Annotated in this window: 17 protein-coding genes; 12 read left to right on the top strand and 5 right to left on the bottom strand. The window is 65.8% G+C overall.

Annotated features, from left to right (window positions below):
- Positions 1 to 92: 92 nt before the first annotated feature.
- A complete protein-coding gene (locus SCA01S_RS06025) occupies positions 93 to 1,994 on the top strand; it encodes an NPCBM/NEW2 domain-containing protein (RefSeq protein ID WP_062783954.1) in 1,902 nt (633 codons plus the stop codon).
- Positions 1,995 to 2,024: 30 nt separating this feature from the next.
- Here SCA01S_RS06025 and SCA01S_RS06020 read toward each other — a convergent pair whose 3' ends face one another.
- Both SCA01S_RS06020 and SCA01S_RS06015 read right to left on the bottom strand, forming a co-directional pair.
- On the bottom strand, positions 2,025 to 3,329 hold the full coding sequence (locus tag SCA01S_RS06020; RefSeq protein WP_062783951.1) for a sigma-54-dependent transcriptional regulator: 1,305 nt from the start codon (positions 3,327 to 3,329) through the stop codon (positions 2,025 to 2,027).
- A 3-nt stretch (positions 3,330 to 3,332) separates the two neighbouring features.
- Positions 3,333 to 5,066: a sensor histidine kinase gene (locus SCA01S_RS06015; RefSeq protein ID WP_412103066.1), complete on the bottom strand. Its 1,734-nt coding sequence runs from the start codon at positions 5,064 to 5,066 to the stop codon at positions 3,333 to 3,335.
- Between the two features lie 229 nt (positions 5,067 to 5,295).
- Here SCA01S_RS06015 and SCA01S_RS06010 point away from each other — a divergent pair, with 229 nt between their 5' ends.
- From SCA01S_RS06010 to SCA01S_RS05990, 5 genes are all read left to right on the top strand, one after another.
- Positions 5,296 to 6,639: a dicarboxylate/amino acid:cation symporter gene (locus SCA01S_RS06010; protein ID WP_054131326.1), complete on the top strand. Its 1,344-nt coding sequence runs from the start codon at positions 5,296 to 5,298 to the stop codon at positions 6,637 to 6,639.
- Between the two features lie 30 nt (positions 6,640 to 6,669).
- Positions 6,670 to 8,154 (top strand): alginate export family protein, encoded by a 1,485-nt coding sequence (locus SCA01S_RS06005; RefSeq protein WP_062783945.1) that lies wholly within the window; start codon positions 6,670 to 6,672, stop codon positions 8,152 to 8,154.
- A gap of 88 nt (positions 8,155 to 8,242) precedes the next feature.
- Positions 8,243 to 9,901: a M20/M25/M40 family metallo-hydrolase gene (locus tag SCA01S_RS06000; RefSeq protein WP_062783942.1), complete on the top strand. Its 1,659-nt coding sequence runs from the start codon at positions 8,243 to 8,245 to the stop codon at positions 9,899 to 9,901.
- A gap of 218 nt (positions 9,902 to 10,119) precedes the next feature.
- A complete protein-coding gene (locus tag SCA01S_RS05995; RefSeq protein WP_084390807.1) occupies positions 10,120 to 11,619 on the top strand; it encodes an MDR family MFS transporter in 1,500 nt (499 codons plus the stop codon).
- Positions 11,620 to 11,835: 216 nt separating this feature from the next.
- The gene (locus SCA01S_RS05990) at positions 11,836 to 13,332 is read left to right on the top strand and encodes a diguanylate cyclase domain-containing protein (protein ID WP_245652464.1); all 1,497 of its coding nucleotides are present in this window, start codon (positions 11,836 to 11,838) and stop codon (positions 13,330 to 13,332) included.
- 79 nt (positions 13,333 to 13,411) lie between these two features.
- Here the strand turns inward: SCA01S_RS05990 and SCA01S_RS05985 are convergent, their stop codons facing one another.
- On the bottom strand, positions 13,412 to 15,925 hold the full coding sequence (locus tag SCA01S_RS05985) for a TonB-dependent receptor (protein ID WP_084390806.1): 2,514 nt from the start codon (positions 15,923 to 15,925) through the stop codon (positions 13,412 to 13,414).
- Between the two features lie 150 nt (positions 15,926 to 16,075).
- Here SCA01S_RS05985 and SCA01S_RS05980 point away from each other — a divergent pair, with 150 nt between their 5' ends.
- The 6 genes from SCA01S_RS05980 to SCA01S_RS05955 are packed head-to-tail and all read left to right on the top strand — an operon-like array spanning position 16,076 to position 23,501.
- Entirely contained in the window at positions 16,076 to 16,750 is a 675-nt protein-coding gene (locus tag SCA01S_RS05980) for a GntR family transcriptional regulator (RefSeq protein WP_054131539.1), read from the top strand.
- On the top strand, positions 16,750 to 17,664 hold the full coding sequence (locus SCA01S_RS05975; protein ID WP_062783939.1) for a hydroxymethylglutaryl-CoA lyase: 915 nt from the start codon (positions 16,750 to 16,752) through the stop codon (positions 17,662 to 17,664). Before SCA01S_RS05980 ends, SCA01S_RS05975 begins: the two co-directional genes overlap by 1 nt.
- A 53-nt stretch (positions 17,665 to 17,717) precedes the next feature.
- The gene (locus SCA01S_RS05970; RefSeq protein WP_062783936.1) at positions 17,718 to 19,766 is read left to right on the top strand and encodes a hydantoinase/oxoprolinase family protein; all 2,049 of its coding nucleotides are present in this window, start codon (positions 17,718 to 17,720) and stop codon (positions 19,764 to 19,766) included.
- Between the two features lie 15 nt (positions 19,767 to 19,781).
- Positions 19,782 to 21,671, top strand: a complete 1,890-nt coding sequence (locus tag SCA01S_RS05965; RefSeq protein ID WP_062783933.1) for a hydantoinase B/oxoprolinase family protein — start codon at positions 19,782 to 19,784, stop codon at positions 21,669 to 21,671.
- Positions 21,672 to 21,673: 2 nt separating this feature from the next.
- The gene (locus SCA01S_RS05960; protein WP_043611360.1) at positions 21,674 to 22,861 is read left to right on the top strand and encodes a CaiB/BaiF CoA transferase family protein; all 1,188 of its coding nucleotides are present in this window, start codon (positions 21,674 to 21,676) and stop codon (positions 22,859 to 22,861) included.
- 4 nt (positions 22,862 to 22,865) lie between these two features.
- Positions 22,866 to 23,501, top strand: coding sequence for an N-carbamoylsarcosine amidohydrolase (locus SCA01S_RS05955; RefSeq protein WP_062783930.1), 636 nt, complete (start codon positions 22,866 to 22,868; stop codon positions 23,499 to 23,501).
- On the opposite strand, the gene SCA01S_RS05950 is transcribed toward SCA01S_RS05955, so the two are convergent.
- Both SCA01S_RS05950 and SCA01S_RS05945 read right to left on the bottom strand, forming a co-directional pair.
- Positions 23,492 to 24,370, bottom strand: coding sequence for a crotonase/enoyl-CoA hydratase family protein (locus SCA01S_RS05950; RefSeq protein ID WP_062783927.1), 879 nt, complete (start codon positions 24,368 to 24,370; stop codon positions 23,492 to 23,494). The two genes, SCA01S_RS05955 and SCA01S_RS05950, sit on opposite strands and share 10 nt — an antisense overlap.
- On the bottom strand, positions 24,367 to 25,632 hold the full coding sequence (locus tag SCA01S_RS05945; protein WP_062783924.1) for a cytochrome P450: 1,266 nt from the start codon (positions 25,630 to 25,632) through the stop codon (positions 24,367 to 24,369). Before SCA01S_RS05945 ends, SCA01S_RS05950 begins: the two co-directional genes overlap by 4 nt.
- Positions 25,633 to 25,663 lie beyond the last annotated feature (31 nt).

The raw sequence follows: 25,663 nt of genomic DNA, 5'->3' as shown, positions 1-25,663 counted from the left end.
AGGGCGGGGGCGTAGCGGATGGTTGCGCCCAATCGCGCCGCGTTGCATGGTAGCGATATCAGCGCAATTGCCCCTGCCGATCGGACCGTCCTATGACCAAGCTGCCTCTTGCGTCGTTTCTTGCCGTGCTTGCCTGCCTGACGCCGGGCTGCCACGCCGCAGCGGCGCCCGATCCGCTGGCGCCCACTGGCCGGTGGAGCGCCAACACGCGCGGGCAAGCCGCCACGCCGCCGATGGGGTGGAACAGCTGGAATGCCTTTGGCGCGGCGGTCGATGAAACCAAGCTGATGGCCTCGGCCCGCTTGCTGGTCGACAGTGGCCTGGCGGCCAAGGGCTATCGCTATGTCGATATCGACGATGGCTGGTGGCTCAAGCGGCGCATGCCCGATGGCCGCATGCTGGTGCGCACGGCCAACTTCCCGTCTGCCACAACGGCCGATGGCGGCACCTCCTTGCGCCCGTTGACCGATCGGCTGCATGCCATGGGCCTGAAGGCCGGGATCTATTCCGACATTGGCCGCAACAACTGCAGCCAGGTGTTCGGCGGCGTGGATGCGCCCAATCTGCCCGAAGGCACCCAGGCCGAGCGCGAAACCGGCCTTTATGGCCATGTCGAGCAAGATATCGCGCTCTATTTCCGCGAGTGGAATTTCGACCTGATCAAGGTGGATGGCTGCGGCATCCGCGGGCTTGGGCCAGACAATCCGCGGGTCAAGGCCGGGCTCTATCGCCCGCTCGGGCCGGTGATCGATTTCGATGACCTGCCACGCACCGACATTGCCGAAGTGCGCCGGCTTTATGGCGCGGTGGCCGATGCCCTGGCGCGCACCCGCCCGGCGGGCGACTATGTGCTGTCGCTGTGCCTGTGGGGATCGGCCGATGTGCGCAGCTGGGGCAAGGACATCGGCAACATCAGCCGCACCAGCGAAGATATCTCGCCCACCTGGGCGCGGATGTTGCACAACCTCGATACCACGGCGCGGCGCGCGCTCTATGCCCATCCCGGCAGCTGGAACGATCCCGACATGCTGTTCATCGGCAAGGGCGAATTCGATGCCACGCATATGGTGGAGGCGCGCTCGCACCTGGCGCTGTGGGCCATGCTCAATGCCCCGCTGCTGATCGGGATGGACCTGCGCCAAGCCACGCCCGACCAGATCGCGCTGCTCGGCTGGGCCCAGGCGATTGCGCTCAACCAGGATCGTGCCGGCAACCAGGCCGTGCTCGCCTATGACAGCGCCGAAGTGCAGATCTACGTCAAGACGCTGGCCGATGGCAGCAAGGCGGTGGCCCTGCTCAACCGCAGCGACGCGCCGACCCACGCCACCTTGACGGCCGAGCATGCCAAGCTGACCGGAACGATTGCCACGACCGACCTGTGGACCGGCAAGACCGGCAGCTTCACCGGCGAAACCACTGTGCCGCTTGGCCCCCATGAAACTGTGCTGCTCAAGCTGGTGGGCCGCCATCGCCTGGCCAATGGTCTCTATCTTTCGGAAATGCCGGGCAGCGTGAATCCGGCGATCGATGGCGTGGTGCAGCCCCAGCCCGATCCGCTGGTTCATCGCGGCTTGCTGCCGTGGAACGATACGCGCGGGGGCGGCGAGCATCCGCGCTATGGCGGCTGGGGCGGGGCGGCGGTCGATACCGGCCCCTATGGCCAGCAGTTGCAGGCCGGCCACGAAAAGCTCGATACCGGGATCGGCATCCTGGCTGGATCGCGTATGGAAGTGCGCAACGCCGGCCATGCCCGCTTCACCGCGCGCGTCGGGGTGGATGATGCGGCCTGGGGCAACAGCGGCGCGGTGACGTTCCTGGTCTATGGCGATGGACGCTTGCTGGCGCAGTCCGCACCGCTGCACGCGGGCCATGCGCTGGTGCCGCTTGCGGCCGATGTGCGCGGCGTGCATCTGATCGAGCTGATCGCCCGCCCGGAAAATGCCAGCGTGGCGCCCGATCCGGTGGTGTGGGGAGAAGCCGCCCTGCTCAATTGAACGGCATCGTTCCGTTTTCGCGTGGGGCTGTCATTCTTGCCGCAGAGCCTGAAGATCGATGCCCAGCTTGTTAATCTTGTAGTAAAAGGTCTTGCGCGGCAGACCCAGCGTGGCGATCGCCGTGGCAATGCGTCCTTGTGCGGCGCGCACGGCGGCGATGATCGCCTCGCGCTCGAACGCGTCAACCCGCTCGGCCAAGGGTTGCGGGGCAGGTGCAGCATTGTCGCTGCCGTCGGGCGTGACCAGGCCCAGCACGAACTGCTGCGCAAAGCGGGCCAGTTCGTGGGCATTGCCGGGCCATGCGTGATGATCGAGCCGATCCTGCACGGCGGGCACCAGGCGTGGCACCGGCAGCCGCGCGCGGGCAGCGGCCTCTTGCGCGAAGTGGGCGAACAGCAGGGGAATATCCTCGCGCCGAGCGCGCAGCGGCGGAATGGCGATGCGCATGCCGGCAATGCGGTGCAACAGGGCTGGGGGCAGGGGGGCGGCAGCCTCGCTGCCTTGGCCGCCCGCGCCGGCCGTGGCAATCACGCGCAGGTCGAGCGGCACGGGCGCCTTGCCCGGCACGGCCAGGGCACGCTCTTCCAGCACGGGCACGAGCAGGTTGTGAAAGCGGCTGCTGGCGCCGTCGATATCGTCGAGCAGCACGGTGCCATAGCTGGCGTGGACCAGGCTGGCCCCGCCCGACAGCGAGAATATCTCATCTTCCAGCGCCGGCGCCAGACCGGCGCAGTTGATCGTGGCCAGGCGGTGGCGCCGGCGCTTGCCGCCCTGGTGGATCAGCCGCGCCAGCAGTTCCTTGCCCGTGCCGGTTTCACCCTCGATCAGCAGGTCGAGATCGGCATCGGCGAGCGTCGGGATCATGTCGCGCAGGCGGCGGATCGCGGGCGAGGCGCCGATCAGCGCGCTGCCGCCGCTGTCTTGCGCCAGGGCCTGAAGCCGGCGGTTTTCCAGGGCCAGGGCGCGGGCATGGGCGGCGCGCTCTGCCGCCGCGATCAGGGCCTCTGCGGCAAAAGGCTTGGTCAGGAAATCCCAGACGCCTGCCTTTAGCGCATCGACCGCCATGCCAACGTCACCATGCCCGGTGATGAGGATCACCGGCAGTTCGGCGTCGCGGGCATGCAGCGCGCGGAACAGGTCTATGCCCGAAAGGCCGGGCATGCGCACGTCGCTGATCACCAGGCCGGGCCAGGCAGCACCCACCGCCGCCAGCGCTGCGGGCGCGTCGGCAAAGGCTTCCACGGTAAAGTCGGCCAGGCGCAGCAGTTGCGCGGTGGAGGCGCGCAGATCCTCGTCGTCTTCGACCAGGGCGATCAGGCGGGCAGGTTCTGCCACCGGCTATTCCGCCACGGCCAGGCTGAGGCGGAAACAGGCACCTGCAGGGCTGGACACGTGGACCAGGCTGCCGCCGAATTCTTCCATGATGTCCTTGGCGATCACCAGCCCCAGGCCAAGGCCCATCGGCCGGCTGGTGGCAAAGGGCGTGAACAGCCGCGCGGCGATATCGGGGGCAAGGCCGGGGCCATTGTCGGCGATGTCCACATCGACCATCGCGCCATCGCGGCGGATATCCAGGCGGATCGCCGGAGCGGCGGTGCCGGCCAGCGCCTCGATCGCGTTTTGCAGCACGATCACCAGCACCTGTTCCAGCCGGGTCTTTTCCGCCCGTACCTGCCAGGCCGGATCGGGCGCGGGAAGGGACAGCGCCACGCGGCCCAGTTGTTCTTTCAGGATCAGCCGCGCGCCATCGATCGCCTCGGCCAGAGGTACCGCGCCATCGCCCCGGCTGCCCTTGCGGGCAAAGCCGCGCAGATGTTCGGTCACGGCGCCGATGCGATCGGCCAGGCGGGTGATCGCCGCCAGGTTGTGCGCAACTTCGGCGCTCTCGCCGCGGTTGAGCAGCAGCGTGGCGCTGGCGGCATAGTTGCGGATCGCGGCGACAGGTTGCGCGGTTTCGTGGGCCACGCTGGCAGTAACCTGGCCCAGCGTGGCCAGGCGGTTGGCCTGGCGCAGCCCTTCGCGCAAAGTGGCGGCGCGGGCTTCGGCCGCGGCGCGCTCGTGTATTTCGCTGCGCAGTTCAGCTGTCGCCTGGGCCACCGCGCTTTCCAACTGGGCAGTGCGGCGGCGCCGTTGCCGCGCGCGCTCCACCAGCGCGGCGGCCACGGCGCCGATCAGCAGCACGATCAGCGCGGTGATCGCCTGGGCCACGCGCACGGCGGGATAGACCGCGCCGGCCAAGGGCAGCGCCAGGTTGACCTGCCAGCCCGCTGCATCTGGCGCCGTCGCGACCGCAAGGTGCGGCGTATCCGTGCCGGCGGGCACCACCATGCCGTCGCGGGCCAGGGCAAAGGGCGCCGTGGGCAGGGCTGCCACACCCAGCGACAGCCGTTCGACCCGCGCCAGACCAGGATCGAGCGGGGTTGTTGCGGCAAAGCGCCAGGCCGGACGGCTCGCCACCAGGATCACGCCGGCGCGATCGGTGACATAGGTGATCCCGCCCGCGCGGCGCCACGCGCTTTCGATGCCGTCGAACTCCAGCTTGACCACCACCACCGCCGCCCCGCCGGCGGCGCGGGTGGCGAGGTAGAGCCCAGGCCGGTGGCTGGCAGTGCCCAGGGCAAACTGCTGTGCCTGCCCGGTTTGCAGGGCCTGCTGGAAATAGGGGCGGAAGGTGTAGTCGCGCCCGATGAAGCTGTGCGGCTGGCGCCAGTTGCTGGCGCCAAAGGCCATACCCTGGCGATCGATCACATAGATCGCCGCCGCGCCGAATTCCTGGGCCAGTGCCTCCAGCTTGCGGTTGAGCGCGGCTTGCGCTGCCGGGGCGGGCGTATGGCCAGGGACAGGCGTGGCTGCCACCAGGTCCCGGTCATCAGCCAGCGCGCGAGGCAGCAGGCGGAACCGCGCGATTTCGCTGGTGAGCAGGGCCTGGCGCAGCCGCAGGTCTTGCCCGGCGCGCGTTTGCAGTCGGGCCAGCATGACATGGCGCGTGATCGCGCCGGCCACCCCGGCCGCCGCCATGGCCACCAGCACGGCGGCCACCAGCGCCATCGCCAAGGCGCGGAATCGGTTCAAACTACCCACGCCAGACGTATAGCATGATGTGTCAAAATCTGCACATCTGGATTTTCCAGTGTGCCGATTTCTGGACACAGAATGCCATCGCGATTTGATAAAGTGCTGAAAAAGCGCCGCTTATGCAAGCAATAGCAAAAGCTTTCGGTGGGCAGGGCCACCGCCTATGGTAATGGCCGAGCAGGACCGAGCAACGCGCCCTGCCGAGAGGACGAAAGGCTTTCCCACGATGAATTTCGCTGTCACCACTCCGTCTGCGCCCGTGGCCGGGCAGGGGCCACAGCGGCCTCGCAAGTGGTATCGCCACCTCTATGTCCAGGTCTTGACCGCGATTGCCGCGGGTGTGCTGCTGGGGCATTTCTATCCGGCAACAGGTGAAGCGCTCAAGCCGCTGGGCGATATGTTCATCAAGCTGGTCAAGATGGTGATCGCCCCGGTGATCTTCCTCACCATCGTCACCGGAATTGCCGGCATGCGCGATCTGGCGGCAGTGGGCCGCGTGGCGGCCAAGGCCTTTGCCTATTTCCTGTTCTTTTCGACGCTGGCGCTGATCGTGGGCCTCATCGTGGCCAATGTGCTGCGGCCGGGGGCGGGGCTGAATATCAACCCCGCCACGCTCGATGCCGGCAAGGTGGCGGATTATGCCGCCAAGGCGCACGAAAGCACGATCGTGGGCTTTCTGGGCGCGATGATCCCGGACACGTTCCTTTCGGCGCTGACGCAGGGCAATATCCTGCAAGTGCTGGTGGTGGCAGTGCTGTTCGGCATTGCCCTGGCCTCGGTCGGCGATCGCGGGCAGCGCGTGCTCGATCTGCTCGAAGACGTTTCGGGCGTGGTGTTCAAGCTGGTGTCGATCGTGATGAAGGCGGCGCCGATCGGTGCCTTTGGCGCCATGGCGTTCACCATCGGCAAGTATGGCGTGGGCAGCCTGGCCAATCTCGCGCAGCTGGTGGCGGCGTTCTATGTCACTTCCGCGCTGTTTGTGCTCGTGGTGCTGGGCGTGGTGGCGCGCCTCGCGGGTTTTTCGATCCTGCGCCTGATTGCCTATCTGCGCGAAGAACTGCTGCTGGTGCTGGGCACCTCGTCTTCGGAAAGCGCGCTGCCCGCGCTGATCGAGAAGATGGAGCGGGCCGGCTGTTCCAAGACCGTCGTCGGCCTGGTCGTGCCGACCGGCTACAGCTTCAATCTCGATGGCACCAATATCTACATGACGCTAGCCGCGCTGTTCATCGCGCAGGCGTGCAACGTGGAATTGACGCTGGGGCAGCAACTGCTGCTGCTGGGCGTGGCGATGCTCTCGTCCAAGGGCGCGGCCGGGGTTACCGGCGCGGGCTTCATCACGCTGGCCGCCACACTGTCGATCGTGCCGAGCGTGCCGGTGGCGGGCATGGCGCTGATCCTGGGCATCGACCGCTTCATGTCGGAATGCCGCAGCCTGACGAACTTCATCGGCAATGCTGTGGCCACCGTGGTCGTCTCGCGCTGGGAAAACGCGCTCGATCATGAACGCCTCGACGCGGCGCTGCACGGCCGGTCGCTGCCGGCCCCGGTGGAACAGGCGCACGCTGCCTAAGCAGCGGCGCATCTAGGGAGAGAAACCATCATGGACCTGCGTTTTTCGCGGCTGCGGGCCGCCACGGCCCCGCTTTGCCTGCTTTCCGGCACCCCGGCCCTGGCCGAAACCACCGCCGAACCGGCTGGCGAAGCCCAGCGCAAGAGCTACCCGGCCGCCTATAATGGCGATGCGGCGGCGGCACCGGGCGGCTATGCCCTGTCACGCTGGGCAGAGGATTGGCGGGTGATGCAGAACCCAGCCAAGCGCGACGATCCGCTCGACCGGCTCAAGTTCATCCCGCTCGATGACGATGGCGATGTCTATCTCACGGTCTCGGGCGAATTGCGCCTGCGCATGAACCTGACGACGAACCCCAACTTGCGCGATGCCCAGGCGCAGCGGCAGGATATCAACCGCGAAACACTGAGCGCCGATCTGCATGTCGGCCCCCACCTGCGCTTCTATGGCGAGATTTCGCATGGCGGCATCGGCGGGCGCAACCTGGGCGTTCCGGCGGCTACGCTGCGCAACGACATGGTGCTCCTGCAGTATTTTGCCGAAGCCAACGCGATGGTGGGCGAGGCCGAAGTGGGGGCGCGCTATGGCCGGCAGGAATTTACCGACGGCCCCAACATCCTGGTTTCCCAGCGCGACAACAACACCATCCGCTATACCCTCAATGGCTTTCGCGGCTGGGTGCGCGGGGCCAAGGCACGCCTGACGGTGTTCGATCTCAAGCCCACGGCCTATGGCGACCTGGGCACCGACGATGACGTGATCGATCCCGCGCGGCGTTTCTCCGGGGCGACGGCGGGGTTTGTCCTGCCCAAGACCACGCTGGGCGGCTCGCAGCTCTATCTCGATCTGTTTGCCTGGCGGCGGCGCAACCTGGTGGGCACCTGGGGCGGGCGGATCGGGCCGGCCACGCGGTATTATGCCGGGGCGCAACTGCGCGGCGATGTGGGCCGCCTGGGGCTGGACTGGTCGGTCAACCACCAGTGGGGCACGTTCATGAACCAGGGCATCGATGCCTGGCAGGCATTCCTGGCGCAGACCTGGCGGATCGGCAATGGCCCGGTCAAGACCGCGCCGCGCCTGGGCGTACATGTCGATTATGCCAGCGGCGGTGGCGGCTATGGCCAGGGCAAGCTGCGCAATGCCTATGCCCCATTCGGCAACAACATCTATTTCAGCTATCAGCTCTATCTCACCCCGTCGAACCTGGTTGCGGTGACGCCGAACGCCAGCTTCACCCCGTTTCGCAATGCGCGGATCAGCGCGGAATACGAACTGGCCTGGCGCGATGATGTGCACGACGCGGTCTATCGCGCCAATGGCCAGCCCTTTGCCGGCACGCAGAACGGGCGCGGGCGCAAGATTGCCGATGTGGTGCGCGCGCAGATGGTGTGGAACGCCACGCCGCGCCTGACGCTCACCGGGCGCTACGAACACCTGATGGCGCGCGCGGCATTGACCGATGCCGGCTATCGCAGTTCGGATTTCATTGCCGGCTGGATCAGCTACCGGTTTTGAACCGCTGCGTTGGCGGGCATGATTGCCAGCGATGATGAGGGGGGTATAGCTGGGCCATACCCCCCAATCGTCGTGGAGCATGCCCCCCATGAAACAGGCCGCACTCACCCTTTTGCTGTCAGTGGCTCTGCCTGCTGCTGCCCTGGCCCAGGATGGCGCCGGCGTGCCGGTTCCGGCCAACCAGGCCGCTGGCTTTGACCGCATTCGCGAGGGCGATCTGCGCGCCGATCTGGGCCTGGTGGCGTCGGATGCATTGCAAGGGCGCATGTCGTTGCAGCCCGGTGACGATGCCACGGTGCAGTGGGTCGCGGCCGAATTTGCCAAGGCCGGCCTCGAACCGGCAGCGCAGGACGCCGCTGGCGCGCCGAGCTTCCTGCAAAGCGTGCCGCTGGTGGAATACCGGCCCAATGCGGCAGCCAATTTCGTGGCCCTGCGCAGCGGCAATGCCACGCGCCGCTGGCAGGCGCCACACCTGGTGGGTGGCTATCGCGATGACGTGGATATCACCGCGCCGCTGGTCTTTGCCGGCTATGGCATCACCGCCCCTGGCGTGAGCTATGACGATTATCGCGGGATTGACGCCAAGGGGCGGATCGTGGTGGTGTTCGAGCACGAGCCGCAGGAAAACGATCCGGCCTCGCGCTTTGGCGGCACGGGCAACACCCGCTATGCCACCAACCGGGTCAAGGCCCTGAACGCCCAGGCCCATGGCGCGCTGGCACTGGTGGTGATGGCCGAGCCCAACCGCAAGCATCCCTCGAATTTCGACCGCATGATGCGCATTGGCGGCAGCGCCAAGCGCACGCCGCCGATCCCGGCGCAGGCCCTGGTTGACGACGCGCTGCATATTCCGGTGATCACCGTGGATGATGAGGCCGGGGCGGCGCTGCTGGCCGGCACGGGGCAGAGCGCCAGTGCGCTGCAGGCCGCGATCGACCGCGCGCTGGTGCCACAATCGCGCGCCGTGCCCGGGGCCGAGGTAACGCTGCACCTGGAAAATACCGTGCGCTCGCGTGGCACCACCTGGAACGTGGCCGGGCTGCTCAAGGGATCGGACCCTACCCTGGCGCCCGAAACCGTGATCATCAGCGCGCATCACGATCACGACGGGTCCAACGGCCCGGAAATCTGGCACGGCGCGGATGACAACGGCTCGGGCACGGTGGGCGTGGTGGAGCTGGCGCGCGCGTTCATGGCCAATGGTGCGCGGCCACGGCGATCGATCCTGTTCACGGTGTTTGCCGCCGAAGAGCGCGGGTTGCTGGGCGCCTATTACATGGCCGCCCATCCCCTGCGTCCGCTGGCGACGACGCGCGCGATGATCAACTTCGACATGATCGGCCGCAACGAGGCGCCAAGCGACCAGACCACCGGGCTGATCGACATTCCCGCCGATACCACCAACCGCCTCAACCTGATCGGCGCGGCCTATAGCCCGGATTACGCCCGCACCGTGGCGGAGGCCAACCGCAGCGTCGGGCTGGTGCTGGACGACCGGTTCGACCACGAAAACGCGCTCAACGTGTTTTTCCGCAGCGACCAGTTTCCCTTCGTGCTCAACAACATTCCCGCGTTCTGGTTTTTCACCGGGTTTCATCCCGATTATCACCACACCACCGACACGGCCGACAAGATCAACTACGGCAAAATGACGCGCATCCTCAAGCTGGCCTATCTTTCTGCCTGGCGTTTTGCCGACGAGGCGCCGCCGCCCGCGTTTGTCACCGATCCGCCCGGCAAGCGTTGATCGGCAAGCCCAAAGCCTGCCAAAGGGGCAGGGTTTCAAATCCGGCCATGGTGCCTATATCGCGGGCAAGCATAAGGCTGGCGGGGTTGCCCGTGGCCTTTCCCGTTGCTGCGCGCCCCGCTTCCCGGCGATGGTGGTGCGCTGTCTCGCCAGACCAGAAGTGAACGTTTGCCCATGATCTTTCCTGCCTGCACCCGGCTCGGCCCGTGGGGCCGCCCATGCTAGCGCCGCGCCGCCGGGGGATTGCCACTGTCAACGCCGAGATCCGCGATGGCATCGTGCCGGCCGCCCACGCGCTCACCCCGGCGCGCGATCCTGGCGGGCCGGAGGCGTCTGGCGCGAACTATCGCCTGGTTGCGCTGATCGTCGCCTCGGCGTTGTTCATGGAATTCGTCGATGCCACCGTGCTCGCCACGGCGCTGCCGACGATGGCGCGCGATTTCGGCGTGCGCCCATCGGAAATGAGCATTGCGCTTACCTCTTACCTGCTGGCGCTGGCGGTGTTCATCCCCGCCTCGGGCCTGCTGGCAGACCGGTTCGGCTCGCGCACTGTGTTCCGCGCCGCGATTGCCTTGTTCATGGCGGGCAGCTTTGCCTGTGGCCAGGCGCCCAGCCTTTCCTTGATGGTCGCGGCGCGCTTTCTCCAGGGCATGGGCGGGGCGATGATGATCCCGGTCGGCCGGCTCGTGCTGCTGCGCAGCGTGGCCAAGCAGGATATGGTCAACGCCATGTCATGGCTGCTGGTGCCGGCCTTGATCGGGCCGGTAATCGGGCCGCCGCTGGGCGGTTTCATCGTGACCTATCTCGATTGGCGCTGGATTTTCTACCTTAACCTGCCGGTCGGCGTGCTCGGCCTCTGGCTGGTTGGCCGCTATATCGCCAACTTCCGCGAAGACGTGCCGGCCACGATAGATTGGGCCGGCTTCGTGCTAAGCGGCGTATCGCTGGGTTGCCTGCTGTTCGGCTTTGAAATGGCCAGCCGTGCCGGCCAGGGGGCACTGGCCGGCAGCCTGCTCGCGGTCGGCGCCGTCGCCGGCGTGTTCTATGTCCGCCACGCCAAGGGGCGGGAAGGGGCAATCCTCAACCTCGCGCTGTTGCAGGATCGCACGTTCCGCCTGTCGGTGATTGCCGGCTCGGTCACGCGGATCACGCAAGGGGCGCAGCCATTTCTGTTGCCCTTGATGATGCAGGTGGGTTTCGGCTTTTCCGCAGCGCGCAGCGGGATGATCACGGTGGCGACGGCGATCGGCTCGCTGGCGATGAAGGCCGCTGCGCCGCGCGTGCTGCGGGCGCTGGGCTTTCGCCGCACCCTGGTGTGGAATGGCGTGATCGGCACGGCGGGTTATGCCATCTGTGGGCTGTTCGGGCCGGGCTGGCCGGTATGGGCGATGTTTGGCGTGCTGGTGCTCTCGGGCTTTTTCATGTCGTTGCAGTTCACCGCCTATAACACCATCGCCTATGACGGCATTGCCCCGCAGCAGATGAGCAGCGCCACCGCATTCTATGCCACGTTCCAGCAGCTGATGCTGTCCTTGGGCATCTGCCTGGCGGCGGCAGCGCTGCACGTGGCGATGCTGCTGCACGGCCATGCGCGGCCGCTGCTCGACGATTTGGCCGCGGCGTTCTGGACGGTGACCGCCATATCGCTGTGCGCCACGATCTGGAACCGCCGCTTCGCGCCCGATGCCGGGGCGGAAATCAGCGGACATTCCGAATGAGCCGAACCGGTTTGGGTTAGGCGCGCGCCTTAAGATATCGGGTTTTGCCCGGCCAGGCGGACAGATTTTTCCCCTTTGCCACAAAGCTTTGACTTATAACAATAAATAGTAATGCGGCCGGCCCTATGCTGCCACCCGAAGTGCAGGGATTAGGGAAAAGTTTACCCTGGTTCGTTAATTTCTTGGCAAAGGGTCGGGACAGGAAAGGGACAGGATGTGGTAGACACATCGGAAGAGGCACGGCTTGCGCTGCTGGAACGCCTGGAACTGCTCGACAGCGCGCCAGAGCAGGAATTCGACGCGGTGGTGCAACTGGCGCAGCAGCTGACGGGCTGCAAGATTGCGCTGGTTTCGCTGCTCGATGCACACCGCCAGTGGTTCAAGGCCAAGGCCGGCTTGGACGTGAACGAAACCCCGCGCGACATCGCCTTTTGCGCCCACGCCGTGGCTGCCGATGATGTGCTCGTCGTTCCCGATGCGCGGCAGGATGACCGCTTTGCGGACAATCCGCTGGTCACCGGTGCGCCCGATATCCGGTTCTACGCGGGCGTGCCGATCCATGCCGCCGAGGACGCAAGCGATGACACATCGCCGCGCCTGCCGCTGGGCACGTTGTGCGTGATCGATGACCAGCCGCGCACGATCGATCCGGCCGGACTCAAGATGCTGGGGCATTTGGCCACCTTGGTGGAAACGCTTATTTCGGCGCGACGCACGGCCGCGCTGGCCGTACAGATGGCCGAAGAGCGCGGGCATAACTTGCGCGAGCTGAGCCGCAAGCACCGGCAGCTGCGCCAGGCCGAGCGCATTGCCAACATCGGCTCGTGGCGGCTCACGCTGGGGGACGACCAGCTGGAATGGTCCGACCAGACCTATGCCATTCATGAGATGGAGTGTGGCGCGGAGATATCGCTGAAAGCCGCGCTCGATTTTTATGCCGAAAAGTCGCGTGAAATCCTGGTGAGCACGATCGAGCAGACGCTGGTGACGGGCGAGCCATTCGATGTCGAAGCCGATTTCACCACCGCACGTGGCAACTATCGCCGCGTGCGCAGCATGGGTGAATTGGAACTGGAAAACGGCAAGCCGGTTGCGCTGATTGGCGTTTTCCAGGACATTACCGAGCGCCACAAGATGGAAGAGGCGCTGCGCCACGCCGCCCATACCGACGATCTGACCCGGATCGCCAGCCGTGGGCGGTGCAACCAGGTGATCGATGACAGCATCAAGACGACTGCGGCCGCCGGGCAACGCTGCGCGCTGCTGCTGATCGATCTCGATCACTTCAAGGCGGTGAACGATCGCCTGGGCCACCAGGCGGGTGACGATGTGCTGCGGGTGATCGCCTCGCGCCTGCAGGCGCCCTATCTGGCCGGCAGCTTTGCCGCGCGGCTGGGCGGCGATGAATTCGTGCTGCTGATCACCGACCAGGCCCTGCTGCGCGATCTGCGCGGTCTGTTGCGCCGGCTGTTGCTCGACCTGCGCTATTCGATCCGCGCCGACAAGCAGACGTTCCGTGTTTCCGCAACGATCGGTGCTGCCTGGCTCGATGCGCAAACCGCGAGCCGCAGCGACCTGCTGCGCAATGCCGATGCCGCGCTCTATGCCGCCAAGCGCCGCGAGCGCGGCACGGCGGTGATTGCCGGGCAGGCCGTGCCGATCGCGCCGGGCCAAAGCGATACCGTGCCGGTTGCCATCGCACGCCAGGGCTGATCACGCAGGAAAAACCCGGCCGCACCGATCCAGATGCGGCCGGGTTCATGGTTGGCAGGCATGAAGGGTTGGGGAAACCTTAGAACTTCACGCTGCCTTCCACGCCGATCAGGCGGCGGGTGCCGGGTGTGATGAACGACCCGCCAAATTCCACCGCCGTGATCACTTCATTGAGATATTGCTTGTCGAGCAGGTTATTGGCGAAGACCGCCAGGCTGAAGCGATCGGTCTGGATGCCGGCGCGCAGGTTGACGATGCCAAAGGCATCGCGCCGCGCCACGTCATACTTGCCATCGCCGACAAAGGCCGGCAGCTGCAGTGCCGAAATCGGCAGCAGGCCCGAAAACACCGTCGGCACCGACTGGTTCTGCACGGTGTGGAACCAGGTGGGCCCGGTCAGGCGATAATCGGCGCGGGTGAAGAAGCGCAGGTCGCCGCTGCCGATTGCCTGCTCGAACTCTCCCCCCACGTTGAGCGTGTAATCGGCGGTATAGGGAGACTTGTTGCCCACGGTATAGGGCCGCGACGAGTTCTTCTTGATCTCGCTATCGGTATAGTTGAACGATCCGAACAGCTTGACGCCCTTGACCGGCTTGACCGTGACGCTGGCCTCGATGCCTTTCAGGTCCACCCGATCGATGTTGGATACCACGCGCAGTAGGCCAAAGCTGCCCACGAAGAATTCGAAGAACTGCATGTCGTGGACCTGGGTGTAATACCCGGCGAGGTCGAACGTGAGCGCGCCATTGAGCAGGTTGCCCTTGAGGCCGGCTTCCCACGCGCTCGACCATTCCTTGCGATACTGGTCGTTGACCGTGACATTGGCGCCAAAGGCGTTGACGAAGTTGTCCTTGATGATCTGCGCCGAACCCTGGTTGTTGAACCCGCCCGATTTGAAGCCGATGCCCCAGTTGGCATAGAGGTTGAACTCGCGGGTGGGCTTGTAGCTGAGCGTGACCTTGGGCTCGAACTGTTCGAAGCGGGCATGCTTGTCGGTCAACGGGCCGAACGCCTGGCCGGGGTTGATCGGGCCACCGGTGAACGGATCGGTGGCGGTGGGCACCAGCGAGGACGACTTGCGATCCTCGATATCATAGCGCAGCGCGAGGCCGGCATCGAACTTGTCATTGGGCTTCCACTCCACCGAGCCGAACGCGGCATAGACATTGGTCTTGAAGCGATCGGCCAGCAGCAGCGTGGTGGGGTTAGTGGAATTGGGCGCGTTGTAGAGCTGCTTGATCACGCCGTTGCCGGTATCGGCACCCAGGCTGACGCCGACCGTGCGCTTGATGTGCAGGTAATAGCCGCCGAGCTGCCAGTTGATCGCGCCGGCATCGCCGATCAGGCGCCATTCGGTGCTGAAATCCTGCTGCTTGCGCACCTGATACTGTGTGCCGTCGCAGGTGGTCGGGCTGTAGGGGCCAAAGGTTGAACCCGTGGTCGGCGCAAAGATGAACGGCACCGGGGTCTGCCCGATGAAGCCGGGCGGATTGACCGGATAACCGGTAAGCGCGGCCGTGCTGGAAAAGCAGGAATTGACCGCGGCCTGCGCCTGGGGATTGGCAGCGCTGAGGAAGCGGCCGAAATCGGCCGAGGTGCCATCGGCGACCAGATCCTGGTTGACGTTGGAATAGAGCGCCCAGCCCACCAGCTTGATCTTGTCGGTCAGCTGATGGTCCAGCTTGATCGAGGCGTCAAAGCTGGTCTGGTCGTTGGTGGGGCGGATGTTGTTGTAGAAATGGAACGGGTGGGTGTTGACGTTCTCATAGAACGCCCCACCGAAATTGGGCAGGTGGAACGCGGCGTTGAATGGCAAGGAGGCCCCGTGAAACTCGCTGTAGCGCGCCTTGATATCCAGCTGCGTGGGGCCGCCCTGGCCCACCATCACGCGGCCATCGACCGCCCAGTTTTCCTTGTCGTCCACCGTCTTGGAATTGGTGAAGGTGTTTTTGTAGAACCCATCGGTCTTGTAGTAATAGCCTGCCAGGACGAAGCCGACGTTTTCGGCCACCGGGCCGGCGATGTGCGCGCTCGCTTCCCAGGTGTTGTAATCGGCATAGGACAGCTTGGCCGCACCGGTCATCGTGTCGGTGGGCTTGAGCGACTGGATCACGATGGCGCCGGCCGCAGCATTGCGGCCATAGAGCGCGCCCTGCGGACCCTTGAGCAGTTCGACCTGCTGCAATGTGCCCTGCGGCTGGTTGAGCTGGGCGGTATTGGTCTTGAGGATGCCATCGACCACCAGCGCGACCGAGCTTTCCGCGTCGCGCGCGCCGTTCATGCCGCGAATGTTGATCTGGGTATCGCCAGCCTCGGCCGTGCCGGTGACGATGGTGACGCCGGGCGTCAGCTTGACGAAATCCTCTGCCTTGACCGCGCCGGTGCGTTGCAGGGCATCGGCGGTGAGCACGGCGACCGATGCCGGCACGTCCTGCAACCGCTCGTTCTGGCGGCGCGCGGTGACGATGATGCCGCTATCGTCGCCAGCTGCGGCGCCAGACTGTTGCGCCTCTTGCGCAAAAGTGGGCGTTGTGGTGGCCATGGCGGCCAGCACCGAAACGGTGGCAAGGAAGCTCGAGTGGGAAAGTCGCATTGCATTCTCCCTGTTCGCTGGCGCGGCCCCACCCAGGGCCTGGCGCCGATATCACCCGCCGGTCTTTTTCGTGCCCCCATGGCTGACGCGGCTTGATGGATACAAATAGTATTGTATACAAATCTCAGGTCAAGGTCTTTGGAGAAGGATGTGTCACGCGCTTCTGACCGCGCCTATGAGGCGATCCGCAGCATGATCCTGTCGGGCGAACTGCCCGCCGGCGCGCAATTGGCGGAAGAGGCGCTGGCCGAGCGCTGCGGCGTATCGCGCACCCCGGTGCGCGAAGCGCTGCGCCGGCTGGAGTCCGACCTTTTGGTGACCCGCACCGATACCCAGCGCAGCTTTGTGGCGGATTGGTCGATCGACGATGTGGCCGATGCGTTCGAGCTGCGCGCGATGCTGGAAGGCAAGGCCGCGCGCCGCGCCGCCGAGCGGATGAGCGATGAAGCGCTGGAGCGCATCCGGGCGGCGAATCGCCGGCTGGGCGAGGCGATTCGCAAGCCCGTGCCCGATGTCGCCGGGTTCCTCGAAGGCAATCGCGATTTCCACGCGGCGATCCTGGACGTGGCCGGATCGCGCCGCCTGGCCGCGCTTCTCGCCACGCTGATCGAGCAGCCGGTGGTGTGGCGCACGGCGCACCATTACGGGCGCGAGGCGCTGCACCGCTCTTACGGCGAGCACGAAGAACTGATCGCCGCCTTTGCCCGGCGGGACGGCGCCTGGGCCGAAGCGATCATGACCGGCCACATCCTGCGCGCCTATCACGCCTATGCCGATGCACACCGCGGGCTGGCCGAGCAGAGCCAGCGGGAGGCTGCCGAGTAATGTATACAGAATCCATCGAAATGGTCGAGGTTGCCCCGAGAGACGGGTTGCAGAACGAAAAGACCATGATTTCCACCGCCGACAAGATCGCGCTGGTGGAGCGCGCCATTGCCGCCGGCGCGCGGCGGATCGAGGTGACCAGTTTCGTCAATCCCAAGGCGGTGCCGCAAATGGCCGATGCCGAGGCGGTCTGCGCCGGCCTGCCGCGCCGCGACGACGTGACCTACATCGGCCTGGTGATGAACGCGCGCGGCGCGGCCCGCGCGATCGAGACTGGGCGGATCGACCAGCTGGGCGCGGTCTCGGTGGCGACCGACACCTTTGCCAAGGCCAACCAGGGCCAGACCAGCGACGGCTCGGTGGCGGCCGCCAGCGAGATCATCGCCATGGCACGCCAGGCGGGCAAGACGGGCCAGGTGACCATTGCCGCGGCATTCGGCTGCCCGTTCGAAGGCGAAGTGAGCGAGGACCGCGTGGTGGCCATGGCCGAGGCACTGGCCCAGGCCAATCCCGTTGAAATCGGCTTGGCCGATACGATCGGCGTGGCCAACCCGGCGCATGTCGCCACGCTGGTGGCCAGGGTGCGCGCGGCGGTGCCGGCCATTCCGGTGCGGGTGCATTTCCACAATACGCGCGGCACAGGCCTGGCCAATGTCTGGGCCGCGATCGGCGCGGGCGCGGTGACGGTCGATGCCGCGATCGGTGGCCTGGGCGGTTGCCCGTTTGCGCCGGGAGCGGCCGGCAACGTTTCGACCGAGGACGTGGTCTATATGCTCGAACGCGCCGGAGTGCGCACCGGGCTGGACCTGGCCGCGCTGGTCGCGGCCAATCATTGGCTGGGCTCGGTGATGGATCGCACGCTTCCGGGCATGGTGGCCAAGGCGCCGCCTTTCCCCCGGCCGGCGCAAGCCTGAACCGCAGGATGCACCGGCACGCACGAACGCTTTTTGGAAAGGGTGGTTGATCGATGGGTTACCGGCTTGGCGTCGACGTTGGCGGCACGTTTACCGATCTCTTGCTGTTCGACACCGACAGCGGCGCGTTCTGGCGGCACAAGACGCCATCGACTCCGCACGACAGTTCCGAAGGCATTCTCAACGGTGTGACCGCCGTTTGCGCCAAGGCGGGGATCACCGCCGGCGCGATCGACTATTTCCTGCACGGCACCACCGTTGCCACCAATGCCGTGCTGGAAGGCAAGGGTGCGCGGGTGGGGCTGGTCACCACCGAAGGCTATCGCGATATCATGCAGATCGCGCGCAGCTATGTGCCCGGCGGCCTAGCGGGCTGGATCATCTGGCCCAAGCCACAGCCGCTCGCCGCGCTGGAAGACACCGTGACGGTCAAGGGCCGGATGAATGCCGAGGGCCACGAAGTGCGCCCGCTGGACGAGGCGGACGTGCGCGCGCAGCTGGCCAGGCTCAAGGCGCAAGGCGTGGAGGCGGTGACGGTCAGCCTGATCAACGCCTATGCCAATGGCGCGCACGAGGCGCGGATCGGCCAGCTGGCGGCCGACGTATTGCCGGGCGTGCCGGTCTCGCTCAGCCATGAAGTGCTGCCCGAAATGCAGGAATACGAACGCACGCTGACCACGGTGGCCAATGCCAGCGTGCGCCCGGTGGTGGGCAAGTATGTCTCCAACCTGCGCAATCGCCTGGCGGCCGAGGGGATGACCGGCAAGCTCTCGCTGCTGCGCTCGGACGGCGGGCTGATGAGCGCGCAAAAGGCCGAAGAGCACCCAGTCAACATCCTCATGTCGGGCCCGGCGGGCGGCGTGACCGGGGCGATCTGGGTGGGGCGCAATGCCGGCATCCGCAATATCCTCACGCTCGATGTGGGCGGCACCAGCACCGACGTTGCCCTGATCGAAAACCTCGAGCCGCGCCGCCAGCGCACCACCGAAGTGGGCCACCTGTCCGTCCGCGCCTCGGCGCTGGACGTCAAGACGGTGGGCGCCGGGGGTGGCTCGATCGCTTATGTTCCCGCGCTGACCAGAGCCCTTCGGGTCGGGCCGCAGAGCGCAGGAGCGGTGCCGGGGCCGGTCGCCTATGGAAAAGGCGGCACGGCCCCCACCGTAACCGATGCCAATGTCGTGCTGGGCTATCTTCCTGAAAACCTGTTGGGCGGCACGTTCCAGCTCGATCGCGAAGGCGCCAGGGCAGCGGTCCAGACCATTGCCGATGCGCTGGGTATCGGCCTGATGGAAGCGGCGCGCGGCATCATCGATATCGTCAACGAGAATATGTTCGGCGCGCTGCGCATGATTTCGGTGCAGCAGGGCTATGACCCGCGTGATTTTGCGCTGATGGGTTTTGGTGGAGCGGGGCCGCTGCATGTCAATGCCGTAGCGCGGCTGATGGGATCATGGCCGGCGGTGTCGCCAGTCAGCCCCGGCGTGCTCTGTGCGCTGGGCGATGCCACCACGCGCATGCGCACCGAAACCGCGCGATCGTGGTCGCGCCTGGCGCGCGATACCGCGCCGGCCGATCTGGTCGCTGTGCTGGAAGAAATGGCCACCCACGTGCGCGGCGAACTGCTGGCCGATGGCGTGCCCGAGGCGGAAATCACCACCAGCTTTGAAATCGACGTGCGCTATGCCGGCCAGGCCTTTGAAGTGCCGCTATCGATCACCGCGCAGACCCTGGCCGACGATGGCATTGCCGGCGTGCTCGCCCGCTTTGACGAAGAGCACAAGCGACTGTTCACGTTCAACATGGACACTCCGCACGAGATCGTGAACCTGCGCGCCGTGGCGCTGGGCCGCGCGCTCGATCTGCCGGCAGCGCCGCTCGAGCAGGGCAATGGCGATCCTTCCGCTGCCAAGATCCGCGATCATGTGCTGTGGATGGACGGGGCCGAGCAGGCCGCGGTGATCTATGACCGCGCGCGGCTCAAGGCCGGTGACGTGATCCCTGGCCCGGCGATCGTGTGCGAAATGGATTCGACCACGCTGATCGAAACCGGCTGCATCGCCACGGTCGATACCGTCGGCAACATCCTCATCACCCTGGCCTGACGAAAGGGAAGCCCGATGCCTGCAACAATCGTCCAGACCAACCACACGCCGTTTGCCAAAGTCGCGATCGATCCGGTCACGCTCGACATCATCGAAAACGCGCTGCGCAATGCCCGCGTGGAAATGGATGCCACCCTGGTGCGCACCGCGATGTCACCGGGCATTCGCGAGCAGGGCGATGCCTTTCCGCTGATTGCCGATCACACCGGCAAGATGATCGTGGGCCAGTTCGGCAGCTTCATCGGCGGGTTCCTGTCCAACTATGACGGGACGCTGGAAGACGGCGACATGATCTTCCTGTCCGATCCCTATTCGGTCGATGGCGCCATCAGCCATTCCAACGATTGGCTGGTGCTGTTGCCGGTGTTCAAGGACGGGCGCCTGATCGCCTATACCTCGATGTTCGGGCACCAGAGCGACATTGGCGGCAAAGTGGTGGGATCGATGCCGATCAACGCCCGCTCCATCTATGAAGAAGGGGTGCGCATTCCGCCGGTCAAGATCTGGAAAAAGGGCGAATACAACGCCGACTTGATGAAGCTGGTGATGCACCAGACGCGCAAGCCCGATTGGTGCGCGGCAGATCTCAATGCCTTGATCGCCAGCTGCCGGGTGGCCGCGCGCCGCGTGGTGGAAATGGCCGAGCGGTTTGGCGACGATGTATATGTTTCGGCGACGCAGGAACTCTTGGCCCGCAACCACCGCGCCATGAAGACCTTGCTGGGCCAGGCGGTGAGCGAAGAGCCGGTCAGCTTTGAAGACTATATCTGCGACGATGGCATGGGCTTTGGCCCCTATCGCATCAAGTGCACGATGTGGCGCGATGGCGAGACCGTCGTGCTCGATTTCGATGGTACCGATCCGCAGAGCGTGGCCTCGATCAATTTCTATCTCAATGAAAACATGTTCAAGATGTTCTTCGGCATCTACATGATCATGGTGTTCGATCCGCAGATCCTGTTCAACGACGGGTTCTATGACCTGATCGATGTGCGCATTCCCGAAGGCAGCCTGCTCAAGCCGCGCTTTCCGGCCGCGCTATCGGGCCGCACCCATGCGCTGGGCCGGATTTTCGATATCCTGGGGGGTCTGTTGGGGCAGAAGACGCCAGAGTTTCTCAACGCCGCCGGGTTCTCGTCGTCGCCGCACCTGTTCTATGCCGGCAACGATACGCGGCCGGGCAAGGGGCACGCCTGGTTCCAGCTGTTCCAGATCGGCTTTGGCGGCATTCCCGGCCGGCCGCTTGGCGATGGGCCGGATGGCCATTCGCTGTGGCCGGGCTTTACCAACGTGCCCAACGAGTTTCTCGAACGCTATTTCCCGATGATGATCGAGCGCTATTCCACCGAGCCGGATTCGGGCGGGGCGGGGCTGCATCGCGGCGGCAACGGCATTCACATGACCTATCGTTTCCTGAGTGCGGGCACGATCGCGATCCATGACGATCGCTGGTTCGTGCCGCCATGGGGCGTGAACGGTGGCGATCCGGGCAAGCGCGCGCGCAAGATCCTGGAAAAGGCCGATGGCAGCCAGGTGATCGTGGGCAACAAGGTGGAAGACCTGGCGGTGGAGGAAGGCGACCAGTTGCACTTCATCACCTGGGGCGGCGGTGGCTGGGGCGATCCGCTGGCGCGCGATCCGGCGCTGGTGGGCAAGGAGATCGTCCAGGGGCTGGTCACGCCGCAGGGCGCGCGCGCCTATGGCGTGGTGGCCGATGACGCCGGCGTGGTTGACGCGGCAGCGACCCAAGCCCTGCGTGACGCGATGATGGCAGAGCGCGGCGGCGCCTTGCCGGTGTTCAACACCGGGCCGGGGCTTGATGCCCTGCGCGCGGCCTGTCAGGCGGAAACCGGGCTGCCGGCGCCCATCCCGCCGGTGTGGCCGCAAGCAGAAGCGGCGGAGTGAACATGACCAAAGGTGCTTTGCAGGATATCCGCGTCGTCGAATTGGGCCAGCTCTTGGCCGGCCCGTTCTGCGGCCAGTTGCTGGGCGACATGGGCGCAGACGTGATCAAGGTGGAGCCGCCGCTCACCGGCGATCCCATGCGCGAGTGGGGCCAGGGCAACGAAAAGGTGCAGTGGGAAGTGATCGCGCGCAACAAGCGCTCGGTCAGCGCCAACTTGCGCGTGCCCGAAGGCCAGGCGCTGGTCAGGCGGCTGATCGCCCATGCCGATGTGGTGATCGAAAACTTCAAGCCCGGCACGCTGGAAAAGTGGGGCATGGGGCCTGACGTGCTGCTGGCCGAATTTCCGCACCTGATCATCGCGCGCATGTCGGGCTATGGCCAGACCGGCCCCTATTCCGATCGCGCCGGCTTTGGCGGGATTGGCGAGGCGATGGGCGGGTGGCGCTATATCGTGGGTGAACCCGATCGCCCGCCCAGCCGCATGGGCGTGTCGATCGGCGATACGCTGACCGCCACGTATGGCTGCATGGGCGTGCTGGCCGCGCTGCACGTGAAGGACAAGACCGGGCAAGGCCAGGTGATCGACACCGCGCTCTATGAAAGCGTGCTGCAGGTGATGGAAGGCCTGGTGCCGGAATACGATCGCATGGGCCTGATCCGCGAGCGGTCTGGCTCCATCCTCAAGGGTATCGCGCCGTCCAACGTCTATTCCTGCAAGGATGGCGAGTTCATGATCGGCGCCAACAAGGATTCGCTGTGGAAGCGCCTGGCCACGGCGATGGGCCGGGCGGAACTGGGCGATGATCCGCGCTATGCCACGCATCTGGCGCGGGGCGAAAACCAGACCGAGCTGGACGCGCTGATCAATGCCTGGACCAGCACGCTGACCATGGACGAGGTCGACGCGCTGATGATCGCGCATTCGATCCCCGCCGGCCGCGTCTATCGCGCCCCCGACATGCTGGACGATCCGCATTTCCAGGCGCGCGAGGCGATCATCGAGGTGGAGACCGAGCGGTTCGGCCCGCTCAAGATGCAATCGACGTTCCCCAAGTTTTCCGCCACGCCCGGCGGCGTGCGCCGCCCGGCACCATCGGTGGTGGGGCAGCATAATGCGGAAATCTATGGCGAATTGCTGGGCCTGGGTGCCGATGACCTGGACGACCTGGCCGCGCGCGGGGTGATCTGAGGCGATGGCCAAGGACGCCGGCGATCTCGATGCCAACTATGCCGGCGCGTTTGATGGGCGCCTGCCGTTCGGGCAGCGCCCGGGGCTGCTGCTCGTCGATCTGGTGGAGGCCTATCTCCAGCCCGGCTCGCCGCTCTATGCCGGGATCGAAAGCGCGCTGGAAAGCGCCGTGCGGATCACCGCCGCCGCACGCGCTGCTGGGCTGCCGGTGATTTTCACCAACGTGGAATACCAGCCCGGCGGGGCCGATGGCGGCGTCTTCTACCGCAAGGTGCCTGCGCTCAAGGCGTTCGAAAAAGGCTCTCCACTCGGCGCCTTTCCCGCCGTTCTCGCCCCGCAGGACGGCGACGTGGTGATCACCAAGCGCTATGCCTCGGCGTTTTTCGCCACGCATCTTGCCGCCACGCTGACGGCGATGGGCGTGGACACGGTGCTGATCTGCGGCACATCCACCTCAGGCTGCATCCGCGCCACCGCGCTTGATGCGTGCCAGCATGGTTTCCTGCCATTTGTGGTCGCCGATGCCTGCGGCGACCGCCACCCCGCGCCGCACCAGGCCAATCTGTTCGATCTGCAGGCGAAATATGCCGAGGTGGTGAGCGAAGTGCAGGCGCTGGCGCTTATCGCGCCTCAGCCATAGGGCGTCTCTTCCCACCACGGGAAATAGTCCGGCATGTCGGCCGAGACGCGATCAGGGAAGCGGGCGGGGCGCTTTTCGAGGAAGGCGGCGACACCTTCCTGGGCGTCGGCGCTCTGGCTGCGGGTGAGAATGCCACGGCTTTCGATGCGATGGGCTTCCATCGGATCGCTCATCCCCAGGCCACGCCACAGCATCTGCCGGGTGAGCGCGACGGAAACTGGCGCGGCGTTGTCGGCAATCTCGCGCGCCAGGGCCTGGGCGGTGGGCAAGAGGTCTGCGGGCGGCACGACCTGTTCCACCAGGCCGCCTGCCAGCGCCTCATCGGCGCCGAACACCGCGCCGGTATAGCACCAGCGCAGCGCGCGGCTGATGCCGACCAGGCGGGGGAGGAAATAGCTCGATGCCGCTTCGGGTACGATGCCACGCCGCGCAAAGACGAAACCGAAGCGCGCGGTGTCGCTGGCAATGCGCAGGTCCATTGGCAGCAGCATGGTGGCGCCAATACCGATCGCCGGGCCGTTGATCGCGGCAATGATCGGCTTCTTCAGCTGGAAGATGCGCAAGGCCAGGATGCCGCCGCCATCGCGCGTGGCCGGATCGCTGTAATCGGGCGCGCTGGTCGCGCTGGCGTCGACCCGGAAGTTGGCGGCGCCGCCGGAAATGTCTGCCCCGGCGCAGAATGCGCGGCCGCTGCCGGTGACGATCACCGCGCGGATCGCGTCATCGGCATCGATCGCGTCGAACGCTGCGACCATCTCGCGCATCATCTGCGTGGTGAAGGCGTTGAGCTTGTCCGGCCGGTGCAGCGTGAGCGTGGCGACGCCCTGGTCAACCTCGAGCGTGATCTGTTCGAATGCGGCGGCGGTCATGCCGGTTCCACCGGCTGCGGCAGGCGGGAATAGCGCACCGGCATGGCGCGGATGCCACTGACGAACGAGCCTTCGGTATAGATCGGCGGGCCGGCCGGCTCGATCGTGGCGATCTGCGCGAAGAAGGCGGTGAAAAACGCCTCGATCTCCAACTTGGCGAGATATTGGCCAAGGCAGGTGTGCGGGCCGTGTCCGAAAGCGAGGTGGTTGTTGAGTGCGCGATCGATGCGGAACTGGTCGGCATCGCCAAAGGCCTCGGGATCGCGCGTTGCCGCGCCGAACGAGAGCAAGACATGATCGCCCGCGCGCAGGGTCTGGCCGTGCAGCGTATAGTCCTGCGTCACATTGCGCATGAAGTGCTTGACCGGCGCGGTCCAGCGGATCGCCTCGTTGACGAAAGTCTTCAACATTTCGGGATGGGCTTTGAGCAGGGCTATCTGCTCGGGATTGTCGAGCAGCGCCTGCATGCCGCCCACGATCGAGGCGGCGGTGGTATCGTGCCCGGCCGTGGCAACGATCACGTAATAGCCCAAGCGCTCTTCCGCGCTCATCTCGGTGCCACCGGGCATGCCGGTGGCGATTAGCGTGGCCACGTCATCGCGCGGGTTGGCCTGGCGATCGCGCGTGATCGCATCGAAGAAGGCGATGTAGTCCTGCTTGACCGCCACGATATGTTCGGCCTCGGTCAGGCCGGGACGGCGCACTGCCGGATCGGACGCGCCAAACAACTCGTGGGTGAGGCGCAGCATGCGCGCTTCGTCCTGCTCGTCGATGCCCAGGATCGCCATGGCGACGCGCAGCGGATACCAGAAGGCGATATCGGTGGCGAGGTCGCATTGCCCTTCATCCTGCGCCATGCGCGCCACAAACGCGGCGGCATGCTGCGCGATGGCGCTTTCCAGCTTGCGGATGTTCTTGGGCAGGAAGAAATCTTGGGTCAGCGCGCGCATCGCCTGGTGGTGGGCGCCGTCCATCGCGGTGAGCGGGAAAACCCCGGATTCGACGCCGAAGATCGCCACGTTGGCCTGCTCCACCGGGATCGGCAGCAGAGTCATGCGCGGGCCGGCGTTGAAGATTTCGGGCTGGCGTTCCAGTTCGCGGATATCGGCGTGGCGCGAGACCACCCAGAACGGGCGGAAGCCTTCGGGATCGGCCCAGGCGACCGGATGTTCGCGGCGCAGCCAGTCATAGAACTGGTGCAGCCGCTGCGGGTCTCCATACAGCGTGGGATCGGCGATCTGGTTGACGACAAACCCGCTCATCTTGGCACTCTCCGGTCTTGTGTCTGGTCAA

The organism is Novosphingobium capsulatum NBRC 12533 (genome assembly GCF_001598375.1).
Taxonomy (GTDB): Bacteria; Pseudomonadota; Alphaproteobacteria; order Sphingomonadales; family Sphingomonadaceae; genus Novosphingobium; species Novosphingobium capsulatum.
Note: the sequence above shows the minus strand (reverse complement) of the source record. Positions and strands in the feature narration are given on the sequence as shown.